Here is a 16,515-nt window from a genome sequence, read left to right on the forward strand (position 1 = left end):
GACCGCTCATGCGACTCGGAACCTCGGCACGTGTCGTGCTGGCGATCGTCACGGGCATCATCCTGCTCGCGGTGTACCTCCCGCTCTTCGTCGTGCTCGTGAACTCGTTCTCGACCTCGACCTCGCTCACCTGGCCGCCGCCCGGATTCACCCTCGAGTGGTGGGGGAAGGCGTTCCAGAGCGCCGGTGCGCTCGAAGCCGTCGGCACGAGCGTCATGGTCGCGCTGGTCTCCACCGTGGTGGCGCTGGTGCTCGGCACCCTGATCTCGATCGCGCTGCAGCGCTTCGACTTCTTCGGCCGCGAGGCGATCTCGCTGCTGATCATCCTGCCGATCGCCCTCCCCGGCATCATCACCGGTATCGCGCTGAACAACTTCTTCCGCACGATCATGGGGGTGCCGTTGTCGATCTGGACGGTGGTGATCGCCCACGCGACCTTCTGCATCGTGACGGTGTTCAACAACGTGATCGCGCGACTCCGGCGCACCGGCACGAACCTCGAAGAGGCCTCGGCCGACCTCGGCGCGGGCGTGTGGACGACGTTCCGGCTGGTGACTTTCCCGCAGTTGCGCTCGGCGCTCCTCGCCGGGGCGCTGCTCGCCTTCGCGCTGAGCTTCGACGAGATCATCGTGACGACGTTCACAGCCGGGTCAGGTGTGACGACGCTGCCGATCTACATCCTGAACAACATGTTCCGGCCGAGTCAGGCGCCCGTGGTGTCGGTGATCGCGGTCGTGCTGGTGGTCGTCTCGATCGTGCCGATCTACCTTGCCCAGCGGCTGTCGGGCTCGGAGCAGACGCGGCGCTGACGGGGTAGGTCGGGTCTCGACCGCCGCCCTCTGTGGCGCTTCGCGCCCGCGAGAAGACGCAGAATGCTGTTGCCGGCGGGTGCAGACGACAATCCGCGTCGTCTCGGCGGGCCGTCCGCCGAGACGACGGCCCGACCAGGTCAGTGCGCGGTGCGCACCCCGACGAGGTCGTGCACGATGACGGCGGCCGAGCGAGCGCCCTGACCCGCGGCGACGATGAGCTGCTGCGGGCCCGGGGCGGCGGCATCCCCGGCGGCATAGAGCCCGGCGACGGACGTGCGTCCCGACCCGTCGACGGCGAGGTGCCCCTCGTCATCGCGCTCGGCGTCGATGCCGGTGAGGAAGTCGAGCGTCGGATTCCATACCGGCCGCACGAACCCGCCGTCGATCTCGACGCGCTCGCCGTCTGTGAGGCGCACGGCTTCCACCGTGCCGCGGTCGCCCTCGAGGTCGGCGATCCTGCGCCGCTCGACGCGGATTCCGGATGCCGTGAGCTCGGCCTCTTCGACGGTGTCGACGACCTCGGTGCCGTTCGTGAAGACCGTGAGGCGGTCGGTCCAGCGGGCGATGAGGCGCGCCCGGGCGGCGAGGTCGCCGGTCTCGCCGATGAGGGCGAGGCGCCGGTCCTGCAGCTCCCATGCGTCGCACGCCGCGCAGCTGAAGATCGTCATGCCGTAGTAGGCGCGCAGGCTCGGGATCGCCGGAAGGGTCTCGCGGAGCCCTGTGGCGACGAGCACCGAACGCGCCGCGACGACGGTGGGGGTTCCGGGCTTGCGGCCGTTCACGGCGACGAGGAACCGCGTGCCGTTCTCACCGTCCCGCCGGAGGATGCCGGTGACCACGGTGCGGTCGGCGAGCCGCACGTTCGGGTACGCGGCGAGCTCTGCCCGCGCGAGCTTGCGCAGCTCGAGCGGCGGCACGCCGTCGCGCGTGAGGAAGCCGTGCGAGCGCAGCGTCGCTGCGTTGCGCGGGCGCCCCGCGTCGACGAGCAGCACCGAGGCGCGCGCACGGCCGAGGTTGAGCGCGGCCGAGAGGCCCGCCGGTCCGCCGCCGACGATCACGACGTCGACTTCGCACGGCTCCGCGGTCGCGTCAGCCGGCGGCGTCGCCGACTCAGTCATGGCCCTCTCCCTGGGGAGGGAGGGCTTCGATGACGGGGTGGTCCTTGTGGATGACGCCGACCTTGGCGGCGCCGCCGGGGGATCCCACGTCGTCGAAGAACTCGACGTTGGCCTTGTAGTAGTCCTGCCACTCGTCGGGGAGGTCGTCTTCGTAGTAGATCGCCTCGACGGGGCAGACCGGTTCGCACGCACCGCAGTCGACGCACTCGTCGGGGTGGATGTAGAGGGACCGCTCACCCTCGTAGATGCAGTCCACCGGGCACTCGTCGATGCAGGCACGGTCCTTCACATCGACGCACGGGAGGGCGATCACGTAGGTCATGACAGCGAAAGTGCTCGGGTGCGAGAGATGTCGACCTGCTCGTCGCGGGGCACGACCTTCACGCGCTCGCGCGTGTGCACGTGGCCCGCGCCGAGCTCGCACTCGTGGGCGTCGAGGGCCAGCCAGCCGTCCCACGTCGTGTAGGCGACCTCGCGCTCGGCGAGGAGATCGAGCACGTCGTCCTGCTCGACCGGTGCCGCCAGCACACCGGCCCGCGCGTCGGCGACGAGGTGCGCGATCGTCTCCATCGCATCCGACTTCGTGTGCCCGATGAGTCCGACGGGACCGCGCTTGATCCAGCCCGTCGCGTAGACGCCAGGGATCGCCACGGTGTCGTCGGCATCCGCCACGACACGACCCTCGATGTTCGGGATCACGCCGCGCACGTCGTCGAACGGAACGTCGAGCACGGGCGAGCCGTGGTAGCCGACGGCGCGGTAGACCGCCTGCACCGGGATGTCGCGGAACTCGCCGGTGCCGACGACGGTGCTGCCGTCGCCGGTGGGGACGGTGCGCTCGAAGCGCACGCCCTCGACGCCGTCGGTGCCGAGCACCTCGACGGGCGAGTGGTAGAAGTGCAGGTGGAGGCGGCGGCTCGCACCGGTGGAGGGGCGCGACCGCCAGCTCTCGAGGATGCGGAGCATGACCTTGAGCTGGTTGGTCGCCGGCGTGATGCCCTCGAGGTGGGCGAAGTCCTCGTCGTGCACGACGATGTCGACATCGGGCACCTCGCCGAGCTCGCGCAGCTCGATCGGGGTGAACTTGATCTCGGCGGGGCCGCGACGGCCGAAGACGTGCACGTCGGTGACGGCCGAGGCCTCGAGCCCTGCGAGCACGTTGTCGGCGATCTCGGTGGAGCGGAGGTCGACGGCGTGCTTGGCGAGGATGCGGGCGACATCCAGCGCGACGTTTCCGTTGCCGATGACAGCGACCTCGGCGGCATCCAGCGGCCATTCGCGGGGGACGTCGGGGTGGCCGTCGAACCACGAGACGAAGTCGGCGGCGCCGTACGAGCGGGGCAGATCGATTCCGGGGATGCCGAGGGCGGCGTCGCGGATGGCCCCCGTCGCGAGGATCACGGCGTCGTACCGCGCCTGCAGGTCGTCGAGGGCGAGGTCGCGCCCGATCTCGACGTTGCCGATGAAGCGGATGCTGCCGGCATCGAGCATCTCGTGCAGCGACGTCACGATGCCCTTGATGCGCGGGTGGTCGGGGGCGACGCCGTAGCGGATGAGCCCGTAGGGCGCCGGGAGGGACTCGAAGAGGTCGATCGCGACCGTGCCGCCGAGGTCCTTGACGGAGTTCGCGAGGATGTTGCCCGCGTAGATGCCGGCGGGGCCGGCGCCGACGATCGCGACGCGGAGGTTCAGGTCAGTCACTGGGGAAGGGCCTTTCGGGAGGGGTCGTGTTCTGCGGCGAGCCGGGCGCTCAGTGCCTCGGAGGCGTCGAGCGCGTCGAGAGCGATGGCCGCGGGGGCGTAGGGGCTGAGGCGCACGACGTCGCCGACGACGACGACGGCGGGGGAGCGGATGCCGCGCTCGGCGGCCTGCGCCGCGATCGAGCCGAGGGTTCCGATCGTCACGCGCTGGCGCTCGCCGAAGCCGTCCTCGACGATCGCGACGGGGCAGCCGGCGCCCCGCTCGCCGCGGGCGAGCGTGATCGCGGAGTTCGCGAGGGTGCCGACGCCCATGAGGAGGACGACGGTGTGGTCACGGCCTCCGCCGACGGACGCGATCTGGTCGTGGCCGGTGGCGACGGTGAACGAGGTCGCGACACCGCGGTGTGTGAGGGGGATGCCGGCGATCGCGGGCACCGAGATCGCGCTCGTGATGCCGGGCACGACCTCGACCTCGATGCCGGCGCGCTGGCAGAAGGCGAGCTCCTCGCCGCCGCGGCCGAAGATGTACGGGTCGCCGCCCTTCAGGCGCACGACCGTCTTGCCGTCACGCGCGAGCTGCACGAGAAGGGCGTTGATCGCGTCCTGCGGCACGGCGTGGTGGCCCGGGCGCTTGCCGACGTCGACGACGTCGGCGGTGAGCTCGACGCCGTCGGCGGCGAGCCCATCGAGCACCGCGCGGGCGCCGAGTCGGTCGGCGACGATCACATCGGCGCGCTCGAGGGCGCGAAGGCCCCGGACCGTGAGGAGACCGGCGTCTCCTGGCCCGGCACCGACGAGCCAGACCTTTCCGGCGGCGGTCATCGGGCACCTCCCGTGATCAGGAGGCCCCGGCGGCGCAGCATCCGTCGCTCGATCGGATCGAAGAAGCAGAGCTCGATCAGGATGCCGATGAAGAGGATGACCAGGATCGTCGCGAGGACCCCCGCGAGGTCGGCGAGCTCGCGGCTCTGGTCGAGCATCGTCCCGAGACCGAAGCCGATGGTGCCGCCGGTCGCGATGATCTCGGCTGCCATGAGCGAGCGCCACGAGAACGCCCAGCCCTGCTTGAGCCCCGCGAGATAGCCGGGGAAGGCGGCCGGCAGGACGACGGCGGTCGCCAGCTGCCAGCGGTTGGCGCCGAGTACGGTGCCCACGCGCCGCAGCTGCGGCGGCACCTGTGACACGCCCGCGATGAGGCCGTTGACGATCGAGGGGATCGCGCCCATCAGGATGACGAAGTAGACCGTGGCGTCGGAGAGCCCGAACCAGATGATGGCGGCCGGCACCCACGCGACCGAGGGCAGCACCTGCAGGCCCGAGATGATCGGCCCGACGGCGCGGCGCAGCGGCCGCACCTCCGCGAGCAGCAGTCCGATGGGCGTGCCGACGATGATCGCGATGACGAACCCGGCGACGCCGCGCTCGAGGCTCGTGGCGACGGCCTCCTGCAGGCGCCCGGACTCCCACGCATACCCGAGCGCGTCCCACACGGCGAGCGGGCTCGGGACCTTGTCGGGGCGGGGCTGCGCGATCACGACGAACAGCTGCCACGCGACGATCAGGACGATCACGAACAGGATGGGCGGCACGACGCTCGCTGCGAAGTCGCGCCACCGGCCCGGTTCGGGCGTCGCGTCGGTCTGCAGACGGTCGAGGCCGGTCTCGAGGCTGCGCAGGTCGTCGGAGTGGGCGGAGGCTGCGCGCTTCGTCTCGTCGCTGCGCTCCTGGCTCAGCGACCGGGTAGTGGCTTCAGGCGGCATTGCGGCGGATCTCCTTCCGCAGCTGGTCGGTGATCTCCACCGACAGGGCGGCGACCTCGGGCGACTCGATGCGGCGCCCGGTGGTCTTGCTGATCGTCCACTCCTGGACGATGCGGCCGGGTCGGCTGCCCATCAGCACGACGCGCTGACCGAGACGCGCGGCCTCGCGCACGTTGTGCGTGACGAAGACGATCGTGCGACCGGTGGCCCGCCACACACGCTCGAGCTCCTCGTGCAGCAGGTCGCGCGTGATGGCGTCGAGGGCCGCGAAGGGCTCGTCCATCAGGAGCACCGGGCGATCCTGCGCGAGGGCCCGGGCGAGCGCGACGCGCTGGCGCATGCCGCCCGAGAGCTCGTGCGGGCGCTTCTCGGCGGCATCCGCGAGATTCACCGTGTCGAGCAGGGCGAGCGCCTTCTCGCGGCGCTCGCCGCGGGGGACGCCGCGCAGCCGCAGGGCGAGCTCGACGTTGCGCCGCGCGGTGAGCCACGGCATGAGCGCCGACTCCTGGAACATCACGGCGGCGCCGGCGTCGGGGGTCGTGATGCTCCCCGTGCTCGGGCGGTCGAGCCCGGCGATCAGGTTGAGCAGCGTCGATTTGCCGCAGCCGGAGGCGCCCAGAAGGCACACGAACTCACCGGGGGCGATGTCGAGCGAGACGTCGTCGAGCACGACCGGACCGGTGCCGAAGCGCTTGCCGACGTGGTCGATCCGCACAGCCGGCGGAGGCGCCGGCGCGGGCTCGCGCACCGGCGTGACGCTGTCGAAGCTCGGTCCCAGAAGGTTCGGGACGCGCGCCTCCGGTGTCGCGTCGCCCTGCGGCGACGCGACACCGGAGACGCCCGGAGCGGGTGTGCTCACGGTGAATCCTCTCCGAGGCCCGCGGCTGAAACCGGCTCGGCGCCCGCATCCGCGAGCAGGCCGTTGAGCAGGCGCAGGTCGAAGAGCCCGCCGATCGAGCCCTCCTTCTGCGTGCCCGCTTCGAGGCCGTTCGCGACGAGGGTCTCGAACGTGTCGGCGTGCGGGTCGATCGAGAACAGCACGTGCTCGAGCGCGCGGGTGATGACCGCCTCGTCGAGCGCCTTGCCGGTCTCTGCCTCGAGTGCGCCGTTGATCACTGCGGGCGCCTCCTCGGGGTTGTCGGCGATCCACTGCACGGCGGCGATATGGCCCTCCAGCAGGTCCTCGACGACGTCGGGGTGTGCCTCGAGGAACTCGGCGCGCACGAGCAGCACGGTCGTGGGGAACTCGCCGTCCTCCCACAGCTCGGCTTCGTCGATCAGCACGTGGGCGCCCTCGTCGATCACGAGCCGCGACACCCAGGGCTCGGGCAGCCACGCGCCATCGATCTCGCCGTCCTGGAAGAGCGTGAGGGTCTGCGCGTTCTCGGTCGGCGTGATGTTCACGTCGCCGCCACCCGAAGTGTCGGTCTCGAAGCCCTCTTCCGCCAGCCACGCGCGCAGCGCCACGTCCTGCGTGTTGCCGAGCTGCGGCGTCGCGAGCGTCGTGCCCTCGAGGTCGGCGGCGCTGTCGATGCCGTCGCGGACCACGAGTGCGGCGCCGCCGGTCGCCGCCCCGGCGACGATGTGCGCCGAGACCCCACCCGACTGGATGAACGTGTTGATCGACGGGTTCGGACCGATGTAGGTCGCGTCGATCGCGCCCGCCGTGAGTGCCTCGATCGCCGACGGACCGGCGTTGAAGGCGTGCGTCGTCACGGCGACGTCGCCGAGGGCATCGGCGAACAGGCCTTCCTCGAGTCCGACGAGGGCGGGGGCGTGGGTGACGTTCGCGAAGTAGCCGAGGCGGAGCTCGGTGACCTCTTCGGTACCGGTGGATCCCGAGGCGGAGGCGCAGCCGGCCATCATGCAGGCCACAAGTCCCAGAGTGGTGATCGTCGTCGCAGTGCGGATGGTGTTCACGGTTCGCCTCCTTCAGCAGGCAGTGTTCGGTGTGGTGGGTGCGCGACCGGTCAGTCGCGCGTGATGCCGGCGGCGAGAGTCGCGCCGTCGGACGGATGGATGACGAGGAACGAGCCCCCGTGGCGGTTCGCGCCGTACGGCTCGAGCGGCAGGTCGGCCGCGAACCGCAGCCGCACGCGGCCGATGTCGTTGGTCTCGAGCACCCCGGCGGGCTCGTGCACGAGAGCGTCGAGGTCGTACCGCGACTCGATCTGCGCGACGATCGCCTGCACGGTCGCGGTGCCGTGCTTGACGAGCACGCGGGCCCCGGCGGTGAGAGGGCGTGCGTCGAGCTGGAAGAGCTCGGCATCGATCTCGCGCCGCGCCTCGGGGAGGGTGCCGGCCGCGACGACGAGCGCACCGCGGGCGGCATCGACGTCGTCGGCGAACTGCAGCGAGACCGACTGCGCGGCCACGGCCGAAGTCGCCTCGCGCCCGGCGACCTGGATGCCGGTGACCGTCGTCGCGATTCCGGTCGGGAAGATCTCGACCCGGTCGCCGACGCTCACGGTCCCCGACGACACGCGGCCGGCGACGGCGCGGTAGTCGCGGAGGCGCTCGACGGCATCCTCGTCGGACGCGAACTCGGGGGCGAGGCCGCCCTGCGGCCGCAGCACCAGCTGCACCGGCAGGCGGAACGCCTCGAGCGCCGTCTCGACCTCGTCCTGGCTCGGCAGAGCCTCGAGCAGTTCGAGCAGCGCCGGGCCCTCGTACCAGGGCGTGCGTTCGGACCGCTCGACGATGTTGTCGCCCTCGAGCGCCGACACCGGCAGCACGTGCACATCGCCGATGCCGAGTTCGCTCGTGACAGCCCGCACCTGGGCTTCGACCGGCGCGAACGCCTCTTCGGCGAAGTCGAGGAGGTCGATCTTGTTGACCGCGACGATCACGTGCGGCACGCGCAGGAGTGCGACGACGGCGAGGTGGCGCCGGGTCTGCTCGAGGACGCCCTTGCGGCCGTCGATCAGCACGATCACGGCGTCTGCGGTCGTGGCGCCCGTGACCATGTTCCGCGTGTACTGCACGTGTCCGGGGCAGTCGGCGAGGATGAACGATCGCGCACCCGTGGAGAAGTACCGATAGGCGACGTCGATCGTGATCCCCTGCTCGCGCTCGGCGCGGAGGCCGTCGGTCAGCAGCGCGAAGTCGAACTCGCCGTGGGCGAAGCCGCGGTCGGCGGAGGTGCGCGCGACCTGCTCGAGCTGGTCGGCGAGGATCGCCTTCGAGTCGTGCAGCAGACGACCGACGAGCGTCGACTTGCCGTCGTCGACGGACCCTGCGGTCGCGAAGCGGAACAGCGTTCCGGTGGCCAGGGCGGGGGTGGTCATCAGAAGTATCCGTCCTTCTTGCGGTCCTCCATCGCCGCCTCCGAGAGGCGGTCGTCGGCGCGGGTCGCGCCGCGCTCGGTGATGGTGGAGCGGGCGACTTCGGCGACGATGGCGCCGAGGTCGGCGGCATCCGATTCCACGGCGCCCGTGCAGCTCATGTCGCCCACCGTGCGATAGCGGACCGTGCGCACCTCGATGCGCTCGTCGGCGCGCGGAGGTGAGAATTCGCCCACCGGGCGCCACATGCCGTCGCGCGAGTAGACCTCGCGCTCGTGCGCGAAGTACAGCGGCGGCAGGGCGATGCCCTCGCGCTCGATGTAGCGCCAGACGTCGAGCTCGGTCCAGTTCGAGATCGGGAACGCGCGCACGTGCTGGCCGGGGGTGTGGCGGCCGTTGTACAGGCTCCACAGCTCCGGGCGCTGGTTGCGCGGGTCCCACTGGCCGAACTCGTCGCGCAGCGAGATGATGCGCTCCTTGGCGCGGGCCTTGTCCTCGTCGCGGCGGGCGCCGCCGAAGACGGCGTCGTGGCGGCCGGCGGCGATCGCGTCGAGGAGCGGAACGGTCTGCAGCGGGTTGCGGGTGCCGTCGGCGCGCTCCTGCAGCCGCCCGTCGTCGATGTAGTCCTGCACGCGCGCGACCTCGAGACGGATGCCGAGACGCGCGACGGTCTCGTCGCGGAACGCGAGCACCTCGGGGAAGTTGTGGCCCGTGTCGACGTGCAGCACCGGGAACGGCACGCGCCCGGGCGCGAACGCCTTCGTGGCGAGGTGCAGCACGACGACGGAGTCCTTGCCACCCGAGAACAGCAGCACGGGTCGTTCGAACTCGGCGACCACCTCGCGGATGATGTGGATCGCCTCGGCCTCGAGCAGGTCGAGCGTCGACAGTGCGGCACTGCCCTCGGGTCGCTGAGCGAGCGCAGCATCCCCTTCGGGTCGCTGAGCGAGCGCAGCATCCCCTTCGGGTCGCTGAGCGAGCGCAGCGAGACGAAGCGAGGTGTCGGTGTCGGAGAGAGTCATAGGTGCAGTCCGCATTCCGTCTTCGACAGGCCCGCCCAGCGGCCGGCCCGGGGGTCTTCGCCGGGGGCGACCGGCTGGGTGCACGGCTCGCATCCGATCGAGGGGTAGCCGTTGGAGACCAGGAGGTTCACCGGCACCTGGTGGGCGCCGGCGTAGTCGAGCAGGTCGTCGAAGGTCCACGCCGCGACCGGGTTGACCTTCACCAGGTCGTTGCGCTCGTCCCACGTGACCAGCGGCGTGTTCGCGCGGGTCGGGGCCTCTTCACGGCGGACGCCGGTGAACCACACCTCGTAGCCCGAGAGCGCGTCCTGCAGGGGCGCGACCTTGCGGCGCGCGCAGCACAGGCCCGGGTCGCGGGCGAAGAGCTTCTCGCCGAACTCGGCATCCTGCTCAGCGACGGTCTGCTCGGGGAGCACGTCCACGATCCGGACGTCGAGCACACGCTCGACCTCGTCGCGCGTGAAGCGGGTCTCGGCGAAGTGGTAGCCGGTGTCGAGGAAGAGCACGTCGACGCCGGGGAGCTGCTCGGCGACGAGGTGGGGCAGAGCGGCGTCGGCCATCGAGCACGCGACGGCTGCGGCATCCACTCCGAAGTGCTCCGCGACCCACGCGACCACCTCGGCGGGCGAGGCCTCGTGGTCGGTGAGGCTGCCGAGCTCGATGTTGCCCTGCTCGGCGAGCGCCCGCAGCTCGTCGCGGCTGCGGCGCACCGTGGCGCGGGGGGCGAGCGAGACGGTCATACCAGCGCCTCCTCGTCGGCGCGGTGCGCCCACTGGGCGAACGTCTCGTCGGCTGCGGCGTCACGCTCTGCGAGGAAGCGCTTGACGACCCGCTCGGTGTAGTCGGCGATGCCGTCGGCGGCGACCTTGAGTCCGCGGACGGTGCGGCCGAGGCCGGCCTCGTCGCGGTCCTGCGATGCGAGCCCACCGCCGAGGTGCACCTGGTAGCCCGGCACCTGCTCGCCGTCGATCGTGACGAGCTGGCCCTTGAGCCCGATGTCGGCGGTCTGGATGCGGGCGCACGAGTTCGGGCAGCCGTTGACGTGGAGCGAGATCGGATGCGGCAGGTCGAAGCCCGCGAGGCGCTCTTCGAGCTCGAGCACGGCCGCCGTCGCGTAGCCCTTGGTCTCGACGATCGCGAGCTTGCAGAACTCGATTCCGGTGCACGCGATCGTGCCGCGGCGGATGAGGCTCGGCCGCGCCGAGAGGCCGAGGGCGTCGAGGCCCGCGATGAGCGACTCGACCCGGTCTTCGGGGATGTCGAGGATCACGAGCTTCTGGTGCGGGGTCGTCCGCAGCCGCGTCGACCCGTGCGCCTCGACGAGGTCGGCGAGGTCGGCGAGGATCGGCCCCGAGACGCGGCCGACGATGGGGGTGACCCCGACGTAGAAGCGACCGTCCTTCTGGCGGTGGACGCCGACGTGGTCGCCCGCGGTCGCGGGCTTCGGGGCCGCCGGGCCGTCGGGCAGCGCGTAGCCGAGGTACTCGTCCTGTAGCACCTGGCGGAACTTCTCGGTCCCCCACTCGGCGAGCAGGAACTTCAGCCGCGCCTTGTTGCGCAGTCGCCGGTAGCCGTAGTCGCGGAAGATCTGCGCGACGCCGTGCCAGGCTTCCGCCACACGCTCGGGCGAGACGAAGACGCCCAGGCGCTCGCCGAGTCGGGGCGCGGTCGACAGGCCGCCGCCGACCCACAGGTCGTAGCCGATGCCGAGCTCGGAGTGGTCGACCGCGACGAAGGCGACGTCGTTGATCTCGTGGACGACGTCCTGGCTCGGGTGCCCGGTGATCGCCGACTTGAACTTGCGGGGGAGGTTCGCGAGCGACTCGTCGCCGATGAAGCGCGAGGTGATCTCGTCGATCTGCGGGGTGGGGTCGATCAGCTCGTCGGCGGCGATGCCGGCGACGGGAGAGCCGAGCACGACGCGTGGCACGTCGCCGCAGGCCTCGGTGGTGCCGAGCCCGACGGCCTCGAGGCGGCGCCAGATCTCGGGCATCGATTCGACCTCGACCCAGTGCAGCTGCACATTCTGGCGGTCGGTGAGGTCGGCGGTGCCGCGGCCGAAGTCGTTCGAGACGCTCGCGATGACGCGCAGCTGCTCGGTGGTCAGCTGCCCGCCGTCGATGCGGACGCGCAGCATGAAGTACTCGTCTTCGAGCTCGTGGGGCTCGAGGGTCGCGGTGCGACCGCCGTCGATGCCGGGCTTGCGCTGCGTGTAGAGGCCCCACACGCGGAAGCGGCCGTGCAGGTCGGTCGGGTCGATCGAGGCGAACCCGCCCTTCGAGTAGATGTTCTCGATGCGGCCGCGGACGGCGAGGCCGTTGTCGACCTGCTTCCACTCCTCGTTGCCGTTGAGGGGCGCGGTGCCGTCGATCTTCCACTGCCCGTTGGGGCGGGATGACGGCCGCGGCGGTCGCGCTGCCGCGCGGCGCGGGTCGGTGTCGCTGATGGTCACGGTGGCCTCCGGATGACCCGGGCGTCCCCGGGGGGACTCTATCGAGTCCACTTCCGCGAGGCTACGAGGGGCCTGCCGGATGACCTATCCGGGCGTCAAGAGCCGTTAACCGACGTAATGCGGCGTCACACAGTTGCGCCCGCGGCCCCGTCGGGGTGCGAATCGGCGGCGGCGTGGTAGCGGTCGATCACGAGATCGACGAGGGATGCCGCCGGCGCGTCGTCGTCGAGCAGGGGTCGCGCGACCGGGGCGTCGCCGGACAGCCGCACCGCCAGGTCGTGGAAGTAGCCGGGCGCGAGCAGGTAGTTCGCCACGATCACGCGCCCGCGGGCGCTCGCTCGCGCTGCGTCGACGGCGGCGCCGAGGCGCGGCTCTGCGGCGGCGAGGAAGCCGACCGTCACCCCGCGCCCGAGCCGCTCGGCGAGCATCGCGCCGATAGCGCGGCAGTCGTCGTTCGCGCGCTCGTCGCTCGACCCCGCGACCGCGAGCACGATCGTGTCGTCATCGCGCACCCCGAGCGGTTCGAGGCGGGCGAGCAGGGCGTCGACGAGCCGAGGATCGGGGCCGAGAGCCGCTCCGATCGTGACGCCGTCATGCGCCGCGGACTGCTTCTTGAGGTCGACCCGCACGTGATAGCCGGCCGACAGCAGCAGTGGCACGACCGCGATCTGCTGGTCTTCGGGGAGGGCTGCGAGGGATGCCGCCACATCGGGCTGCTGCACGTCGACGTGGCCGAGGCGCACCGTGACCGCGGGGAGAGCCGCGGCCACGGCGTCGACGAGGGCGGAGACGGCTGCCTGCCCCGCAGGGGAGGCGGTGCCGTGGGAGATCGCGAGGAGGGCGGCGTTCGTCACCACTCCATTGTCGCGTGTGCCTGGCCGTGCCGTCCGCGATGGCCGCGGCATCCCTCGTCTTCGTGACCGTGGTGGGCGCGGTGGCCATGCGTGCTGTGGTGCGGGTGGTCGCCGGGCTCGAAGCCGTGGTGCAGGTTCGGCCCGAAGCCGTGACGGTTGTCGGGCGCGAACCCACGCTGGCGGCCGAAGCGGCCGCGGCGCGCCGGGCGCTGGGTCTCGTCCCATCCGAGTTCGCGCGCGATGGCCTCGAGCGAGGCGAGGGTCGTGGCGAAGTCCTCGGGCGACACGGCGCCGGCCACACGGGAGCGGATGCCGTCGACCTTCTCGCCGAGTCGCGCCTTCGCCGCGCGCCCGTCGTCTGTCAGTCGCCAGGTGCCGTCGCCCTGCTCCTCGGCCCAGCCGAGGTCGGCGAGGCGGTGCAGGCGCTTGCTCTTGCGCGCAGGCCGGCCGGGGCGGCCTGCGCGGTCGGCGATGCCGGGGTGGAGATGCTCGCCCGACAGGGCGTTCAGCAGCATCCAGTCGCGACGCGAGACGTGCTCGCCGTCGAAGGCCGCTCGGAATTCGTCGGTGATGCGCTCGTCGACGACGCGCAGCCAGAAGCCGAGCGGGCGAGAGGTGGTGTCGTTCGTCGGAGTGGTGGGGTTGTCTTCGTCTTCGGTGTTCATGGGAGGTCCTTGTCTGGCGTGGCGACTCGCGCCGCGGTGATTACATGTATCAGTACATGTACATGCAGTGTGACATGCAATTGCGATACATGTCAAGTCGCATGTAAATTGGGAAGATGCCCGAGACCCCCGCGGATCCTGCCGACGCCATCGCCGCCGCCCTCGCCCGCTTGCGAGGGAGACGGATGCCGCGGCCGCCGGGGGATCCCGGCGGGGGCGGGCGACCGAGCCCTCTGCACGGACCCGGGCTGCACGACAACGAGCACCGTCACGGCCGCGGCGAGCCCGGGTGGGGGCACGGCGGGCACTTTGGGCGGGGGCACGGCGGGCCGCCGTGGGCGGGCGCCGCACGCCTCGGAGGACCCGCGCGCATGCGCCTGCTCGAGGCGCTTGCCGCGGCATCCGATCCCCTGTCGATCGGCGAGATCGCCGAGGCCGTCGGCGTCGATCAGCCCCGCGCGTCGCGCCTCGTGCAGCAGGCGGTGGAGATGGGGCTCGTCCGTCGCGAGGTCGACCCCGACGACGCGCGACGCACGCGCGTGGCGCTCACGGATGCGGGCGCCGGCTTCGTGCGCGGCTTCCGCGGCGAACGGCGGGAGGCGATCGACAGCGCGCTCGGCGCGTTCACCGATGCCGAGCGCGCCGATCTCGCGCGGCTCCTCACCAAGCTCGCCGACTCATGGCCCGGCGCGTCGCCGGGGTGAGCGGACGGCCGCCCGCCGCACGGCGGCGAGACGACGCAGATTGCTGCGGGACGGCGTAGAAGGCGCAATGTGAGTCGTCTCGGCGACGGGATGCCGAGGCACGAGCACGCGAGACGACGCAGATTGCTGCAGACGAAGCCTCTCAGCGGCGATCTGCGTCTTCTGGGCGCCGACGAGTGTCGAGCGGGCGGTGGCGGCTGCCGTCAGAAGCTCGTGACGAGGTCTCCGAGGACCGCCTCGATCTTCCGCGGGTCGGTCGCGTCGTAGTAGTGCGCGCCGGTCGCGCTCGAGATCGACTGCAGCGTCGCGACATCCGCGTCGGCGCCGTACGCCAGCGTGAACACGAGCACCGGCGTCGTGTGGTGGAGCGCGCGCAGGTTCTCGAGCATCGCCTCGGCGCCGATCGTCGGAGCGTTGAGCGGGTCGTCCTCGCCGTCGCTCAGCAGCACGATCGCGTTGATCCGGTCGGACGACCACGACGCCGCCTGTGCCGCCGCGAACTGGTCGACCGCCTGGTACAGCGGCGTGTCACCCATCGATGTGAGGCCGCCCAGCGCCCCGAGGATCGACTCGCGCGTGCTTCCGAAGTCGCCCACCGGGGCGACCGTGCCCGGCACGAGTGATCCGTCCACCGCCTGCGCGAAGCCGGCGAGGCCGACTTCGTCCCCGGTCGTGAAGTGATCGAGCGCCAGCGCGATCGCGTTCTTCGCCGCGGAGAGCTTGGTCTCGGATGCCGAGATCTTCTCGTCCATCGAGCCCGAGACGTCCATGAGGAACAGCACGTTCGCGCGCTTGCGCACCTCGGGGAACGCCGCATGCACGGCCGTGACGACGTCTGCCGCGGGAAGGGGGAGGGCGGTCGCGGGCTCTTCGACCAGGTTCGCGAGGCTGGCGACCTCGGCATCGAGCATGCCGTTGAGGTCGCGATAGCCGGCCGCGCGCACCGCGGCCTGGCCCTCGGCGGTGCGGACGAAGCGGATGAAGTCCGCGGCGGACTCGGCCTCGACCGGGTCGATCCAGTCGCCGGTCAGACGCATCACCGGGTTGTCGGCGGCGAAGGTGCCGTCGGCGGGGTAGATCGGCACCAACTGCTCCTGCGGTGGCTCGCCCTCGACGCGCGTGATGCCGTCGCGGCTGGTGATCCCGCGGTTGTAGTCCCACACCGACTTCTCGTCGACGATGACGGCGGAGAGGAAGTCGGCTGACGAGCCGCCGGTGTCTTCGGCCTGGCGCGCGTGCCAGAGGAAGTGCTCGGGTGTCGCCATGTAGTGGCTCGTGGCGAGCTCGTGGGCGCGCACCTCGTCGACGACCGCCGGGTCGGCGACCTGCGCGGCGGTGAGCTCGGCGACCGATCCCGCCGAGGCGCCGAACGACGCGAACATCGCAGCCTCGCCCGAGGTCGCCACGACCGGGCTGGTCTTGCCCAGCTTGAACGCGCCCCACTCGGGGTGCCCGAGGTTGTTCCACAGTTCGGCGTCGTCGGCAGCGGCGAACACCTCGTCCCACGTCGGTGGCTCGGCGTCCCAGCCGATCGCCTCGGCGAGCGGTCCGGGCATCGCCAGCACGATGCGCGACGATCCCGCGCTCGCACCGTCGGCGCGCAGCGCCGTGGCGCCCTGGTCGCGCGCGACCTCGAGCCACGTGCTCGCGTCGGGCAGCCAGATGGTCGGCTTGGCCTCGGCCGAAAGCTGCGGGAAGCCTTCGGCGACCAAGGATGCCGCCACCCCCGACTTGTCGCGGCTCGTGGTGACCGTCACGCACGACCCCGCGACGTTGCGCGGCGCGGCGTTGTAGGCGGCGGCGAGTGCCTCGACCATGCCGGCGTTCTCGAACGACGACAGCACGGGCACGGTCGCGCACGGCTCTGTGCCCGCCGTCGCGGCGGGCTCGTCGGCAGGGAACGCGATCAGCTCGGCCTCGGCTTCGGGCACGGGTGGCGCCTCGGCCGCTGGCTCGTCGGTCGCGGCGAGCGCCGAGACGACGAGCGTGCCGATCGTGCCGAGGGCGGCGACCAGCACGACGATGCTCACGATGCTCGTCCACATCACGAATCGCCGGCGTCGCTGCCGGCGGCGGAGCCGGCGCTCTTCGATGGCGCTCGTGTTGACGCTCATGAGCGGCGTCCCTGCGCGCGGGCGCGCGAA

16 protein-coding genes are annotated in these 16,515 nt (G+C 71.6%); 2 read left to right on the forward strand and 14 right to left on the reverse strand.

What is annotated here, in order from left to right:
* Positions 1–8: 8 nt before the first annotated feature.
* Positions 9–809 (forward strand): ABC transporter permease, encoded by an 801-nt coding sequence (locus FFS15_RS08215; protein WP_137844526.1) that lies wholly within the window; start codon positions 9–11, stop codon positions 807–809.
* A gap of 140 nt (positions 810–949) precedes the next feature.
* Here FFS15_RS08215 and FFS15_RS08220 read toward each other — a convergent pair whose 3' ends face one another.
* From FFS15_RS08220 to FFS15_RS08280, 13 genes are all read right to left on the reverse strand, one after another.
* Positions 950–1,930 (reverse strand): NAD(P)/FAD-dependent oxidoreductase, encoded by a 981-nt coding sequence (locus tag FFS15_RS08220; RefSeq protein ID WP_137844527.1) that lies wholly within the window; start codon positions 1,928–1,930, stop codon positions 950–952.
* Entirely contained in the window at positions 1,923–2,252 is a 330-nt protein-coding gene (fdxA, locus tag FFS15_RS08225) for a ferredoxin (protein WP_137844528.1), read from the reverse strand. The genes FFS15_RS08220 and fdxA overlap by 8 nt, the downstream gene beginning before the upstream one ends.
* Positions 2,249–3,631, reverse strand: coding sequence for an FAD-dependent oxidoreductase (locus FFS15_RS08230; RefSeq protein WP_249353856.1), 1,383 nt, complete (start codon positions 3,629–3,631; stop codon positions 2,249–2,251). Before FFS15_RS08230 ends, fdxA begins: the two co-directional genes overlap by 4 nt.
* Positions 3,628–4,452: a uroporphyrinogen-III C-methyltransferase gene (gene cobA, locus FFS15_RS08235; RefSeq protein ID WP_137844529.1), complete on the reverse strand. Its 825-nt coding sequence runs from the start codon at positions 4,450–4,452 to the stop codon at positions 3,628–3,630. Before cobA ends, FFS15_RS08230 begins: the two co-directional genes overlap by 4 nt.
* On the reverse strand, positions 4,449–5,390 hold the full coding sequence (locus FFS15_RS08240) for an ABC transporter permease (protein ID WP_137844530.1): 942 nt from the start codon (positions 5,388–5,390) through the stop codon (positions 4,449–4,451). Before FFS15_RS08240 ends, cobA begins: the two co-directional genes overlap by 4 nt.
* Complete coding sequence (locus tag FFS15_RS08245) at positions 5,380–6,138, reverse strand: ABC transporter ATP-binding protein (RefSeq protein WP_249353866.1); 759 nt, start codon at positions 6,136–6,138, stop codon at positions 5,380–5,382. Before FFS15_RS08245 ends, FFS15_RS08240 begins: the two co-directional genes overlap by 11 nt.
* A 107-nt stretch (positions 6,139–6,245) precedes the next feature.
* Positions 6,246–7,310, reverse strand: a complete 1,065-nt coding sequence (locus tag FFS15_RS08250) for an ABC transporter substrate-binding protein (protein WP_137844531.1) — start codon at positions 7,308–7,310, stop codon at positions 6,246–6,248.
* A 50-nt stretch (positions 7,311–7,360) separates the two neighbouring features.
* Complete coding sequence (locus tag FFS15_RS08255; RefSeq protein ID WP_137844532.1) at positions 7,361–8,677, reverse strand: GTP-binding protein; 1,317 nt, start codon at positions 8,675–8,677, stop codon at positions 7,361–7,363.
* Positions 8,677–9,696 carry a sulfate adenylyltransferase subunit CysD gene (gene cysD, locus FFS15_RS08260; protein WP_249353858.1) on the reverse strand — a complete coding sequence of 340 codons (1,020 nt, stop codon included), beginning with the start codon at positions 9,694–9,696 and terminating at the stop codon, positions 8,677–8,679. The genes FFS15_RS08255 and cysD overlap by 1 nt, the downstream gene beginning before the upstream one ends.
* Positions 9,693–10,436 (reverse strand): phosphoadenylyl-sulfate reductase, encoded by a 744-nt coding sequence (locus tag FFS15_RS08265; RefSeq protein ID WP_137844533.1) that lies wholly within the window; start codon positions 10,434–10,436, stop codon positions 9,693–9,695. The genes cysD and FFS15_RS08265 overlap by 4 nt, the downstream gene beginning before the upstream one ends.
* A complete protein-coding gene (locus FFS15_RS08270) occupies positions 10,433–12,148 on the reverse strand; it encodes a nitrite/sulfite reductase (protein WP_137844534.1) in 1,716 nt (571 codons plus the stop codon). Before FFS15_RS08270 ends, FFS15_RS08265 begins: the two co-directional genes overlap by 4 nt.
* Before the next feature lie 125 nt (positions 12,149–12,273).
* On the reverse strand, positions 12,274–13,002 hold the full coding sequence (locus FFS15_RS08275; protein WP_349290457.1) for a CbiX/SirB N-terminal domain-containing protein: 729 nt from the start codon (positions 13,000–13,002) through the stop codon (positions 12,274–12,276).
* On the reverse strand, positions 12,999–13,667 hold the full coding sequence (locus FFS15_RS08280; protein ID WP_137844536.1) for a hypothetical protein: 669 nt from the start codon (positions 13,665–13,667) through the stop codon (positions 12,999–13,001). The genes FFS15_RS08275 and FFS15_RS08280 overlap by 4 nt, the downstream gene beginning before the upstream one ends.
* 116 nt (positions 13,668–13,783) lie before the next feature.
* Between FFS15_RS08280 and FFS15_RS18860 the strand changes: the two genes are divergently transcribed.
* Complete coding sequence (locus tag FFS15_RS18860; RefSeq protein ID WP_249353862.1) at positions 13,784–14,371, forward strand: MarR family winged helix-turn-helix transcriptional regulator; 588 nt, start codon at positions 13,784–13,786, stop codon at positions 14,369–14,371.
* Positions 14,372–14,574: 203 nt separating this feature from the next.
* On the opposite strand, the gene FFS15_RS08290 is transcribed toward FFS15_RS18860, so the two are convergent.
* Positions 14,575–16,485, reverse strand: coding sequence for a VWA domain-containing protein (locus tag FFS15_RS08290; RefSeq protein WP_137844537.1), 1,911 nt, complete (start codon positions 16,483–16,485; stop codon positions 14,575–14,577).
* Positions 16,486–16,515 lie beyond the last annotated feature (30 nt).

Origin of the sequence: Microbacterium sp. 2FI (assembly GCF_005502885.1) — a bacterium.
Taxonomy (GTDB): domain Bacteria; phylum Actinomycetota; class Actinomycetes; order Actinomycetales; family Microbacteriaceae; genus Microbacterium.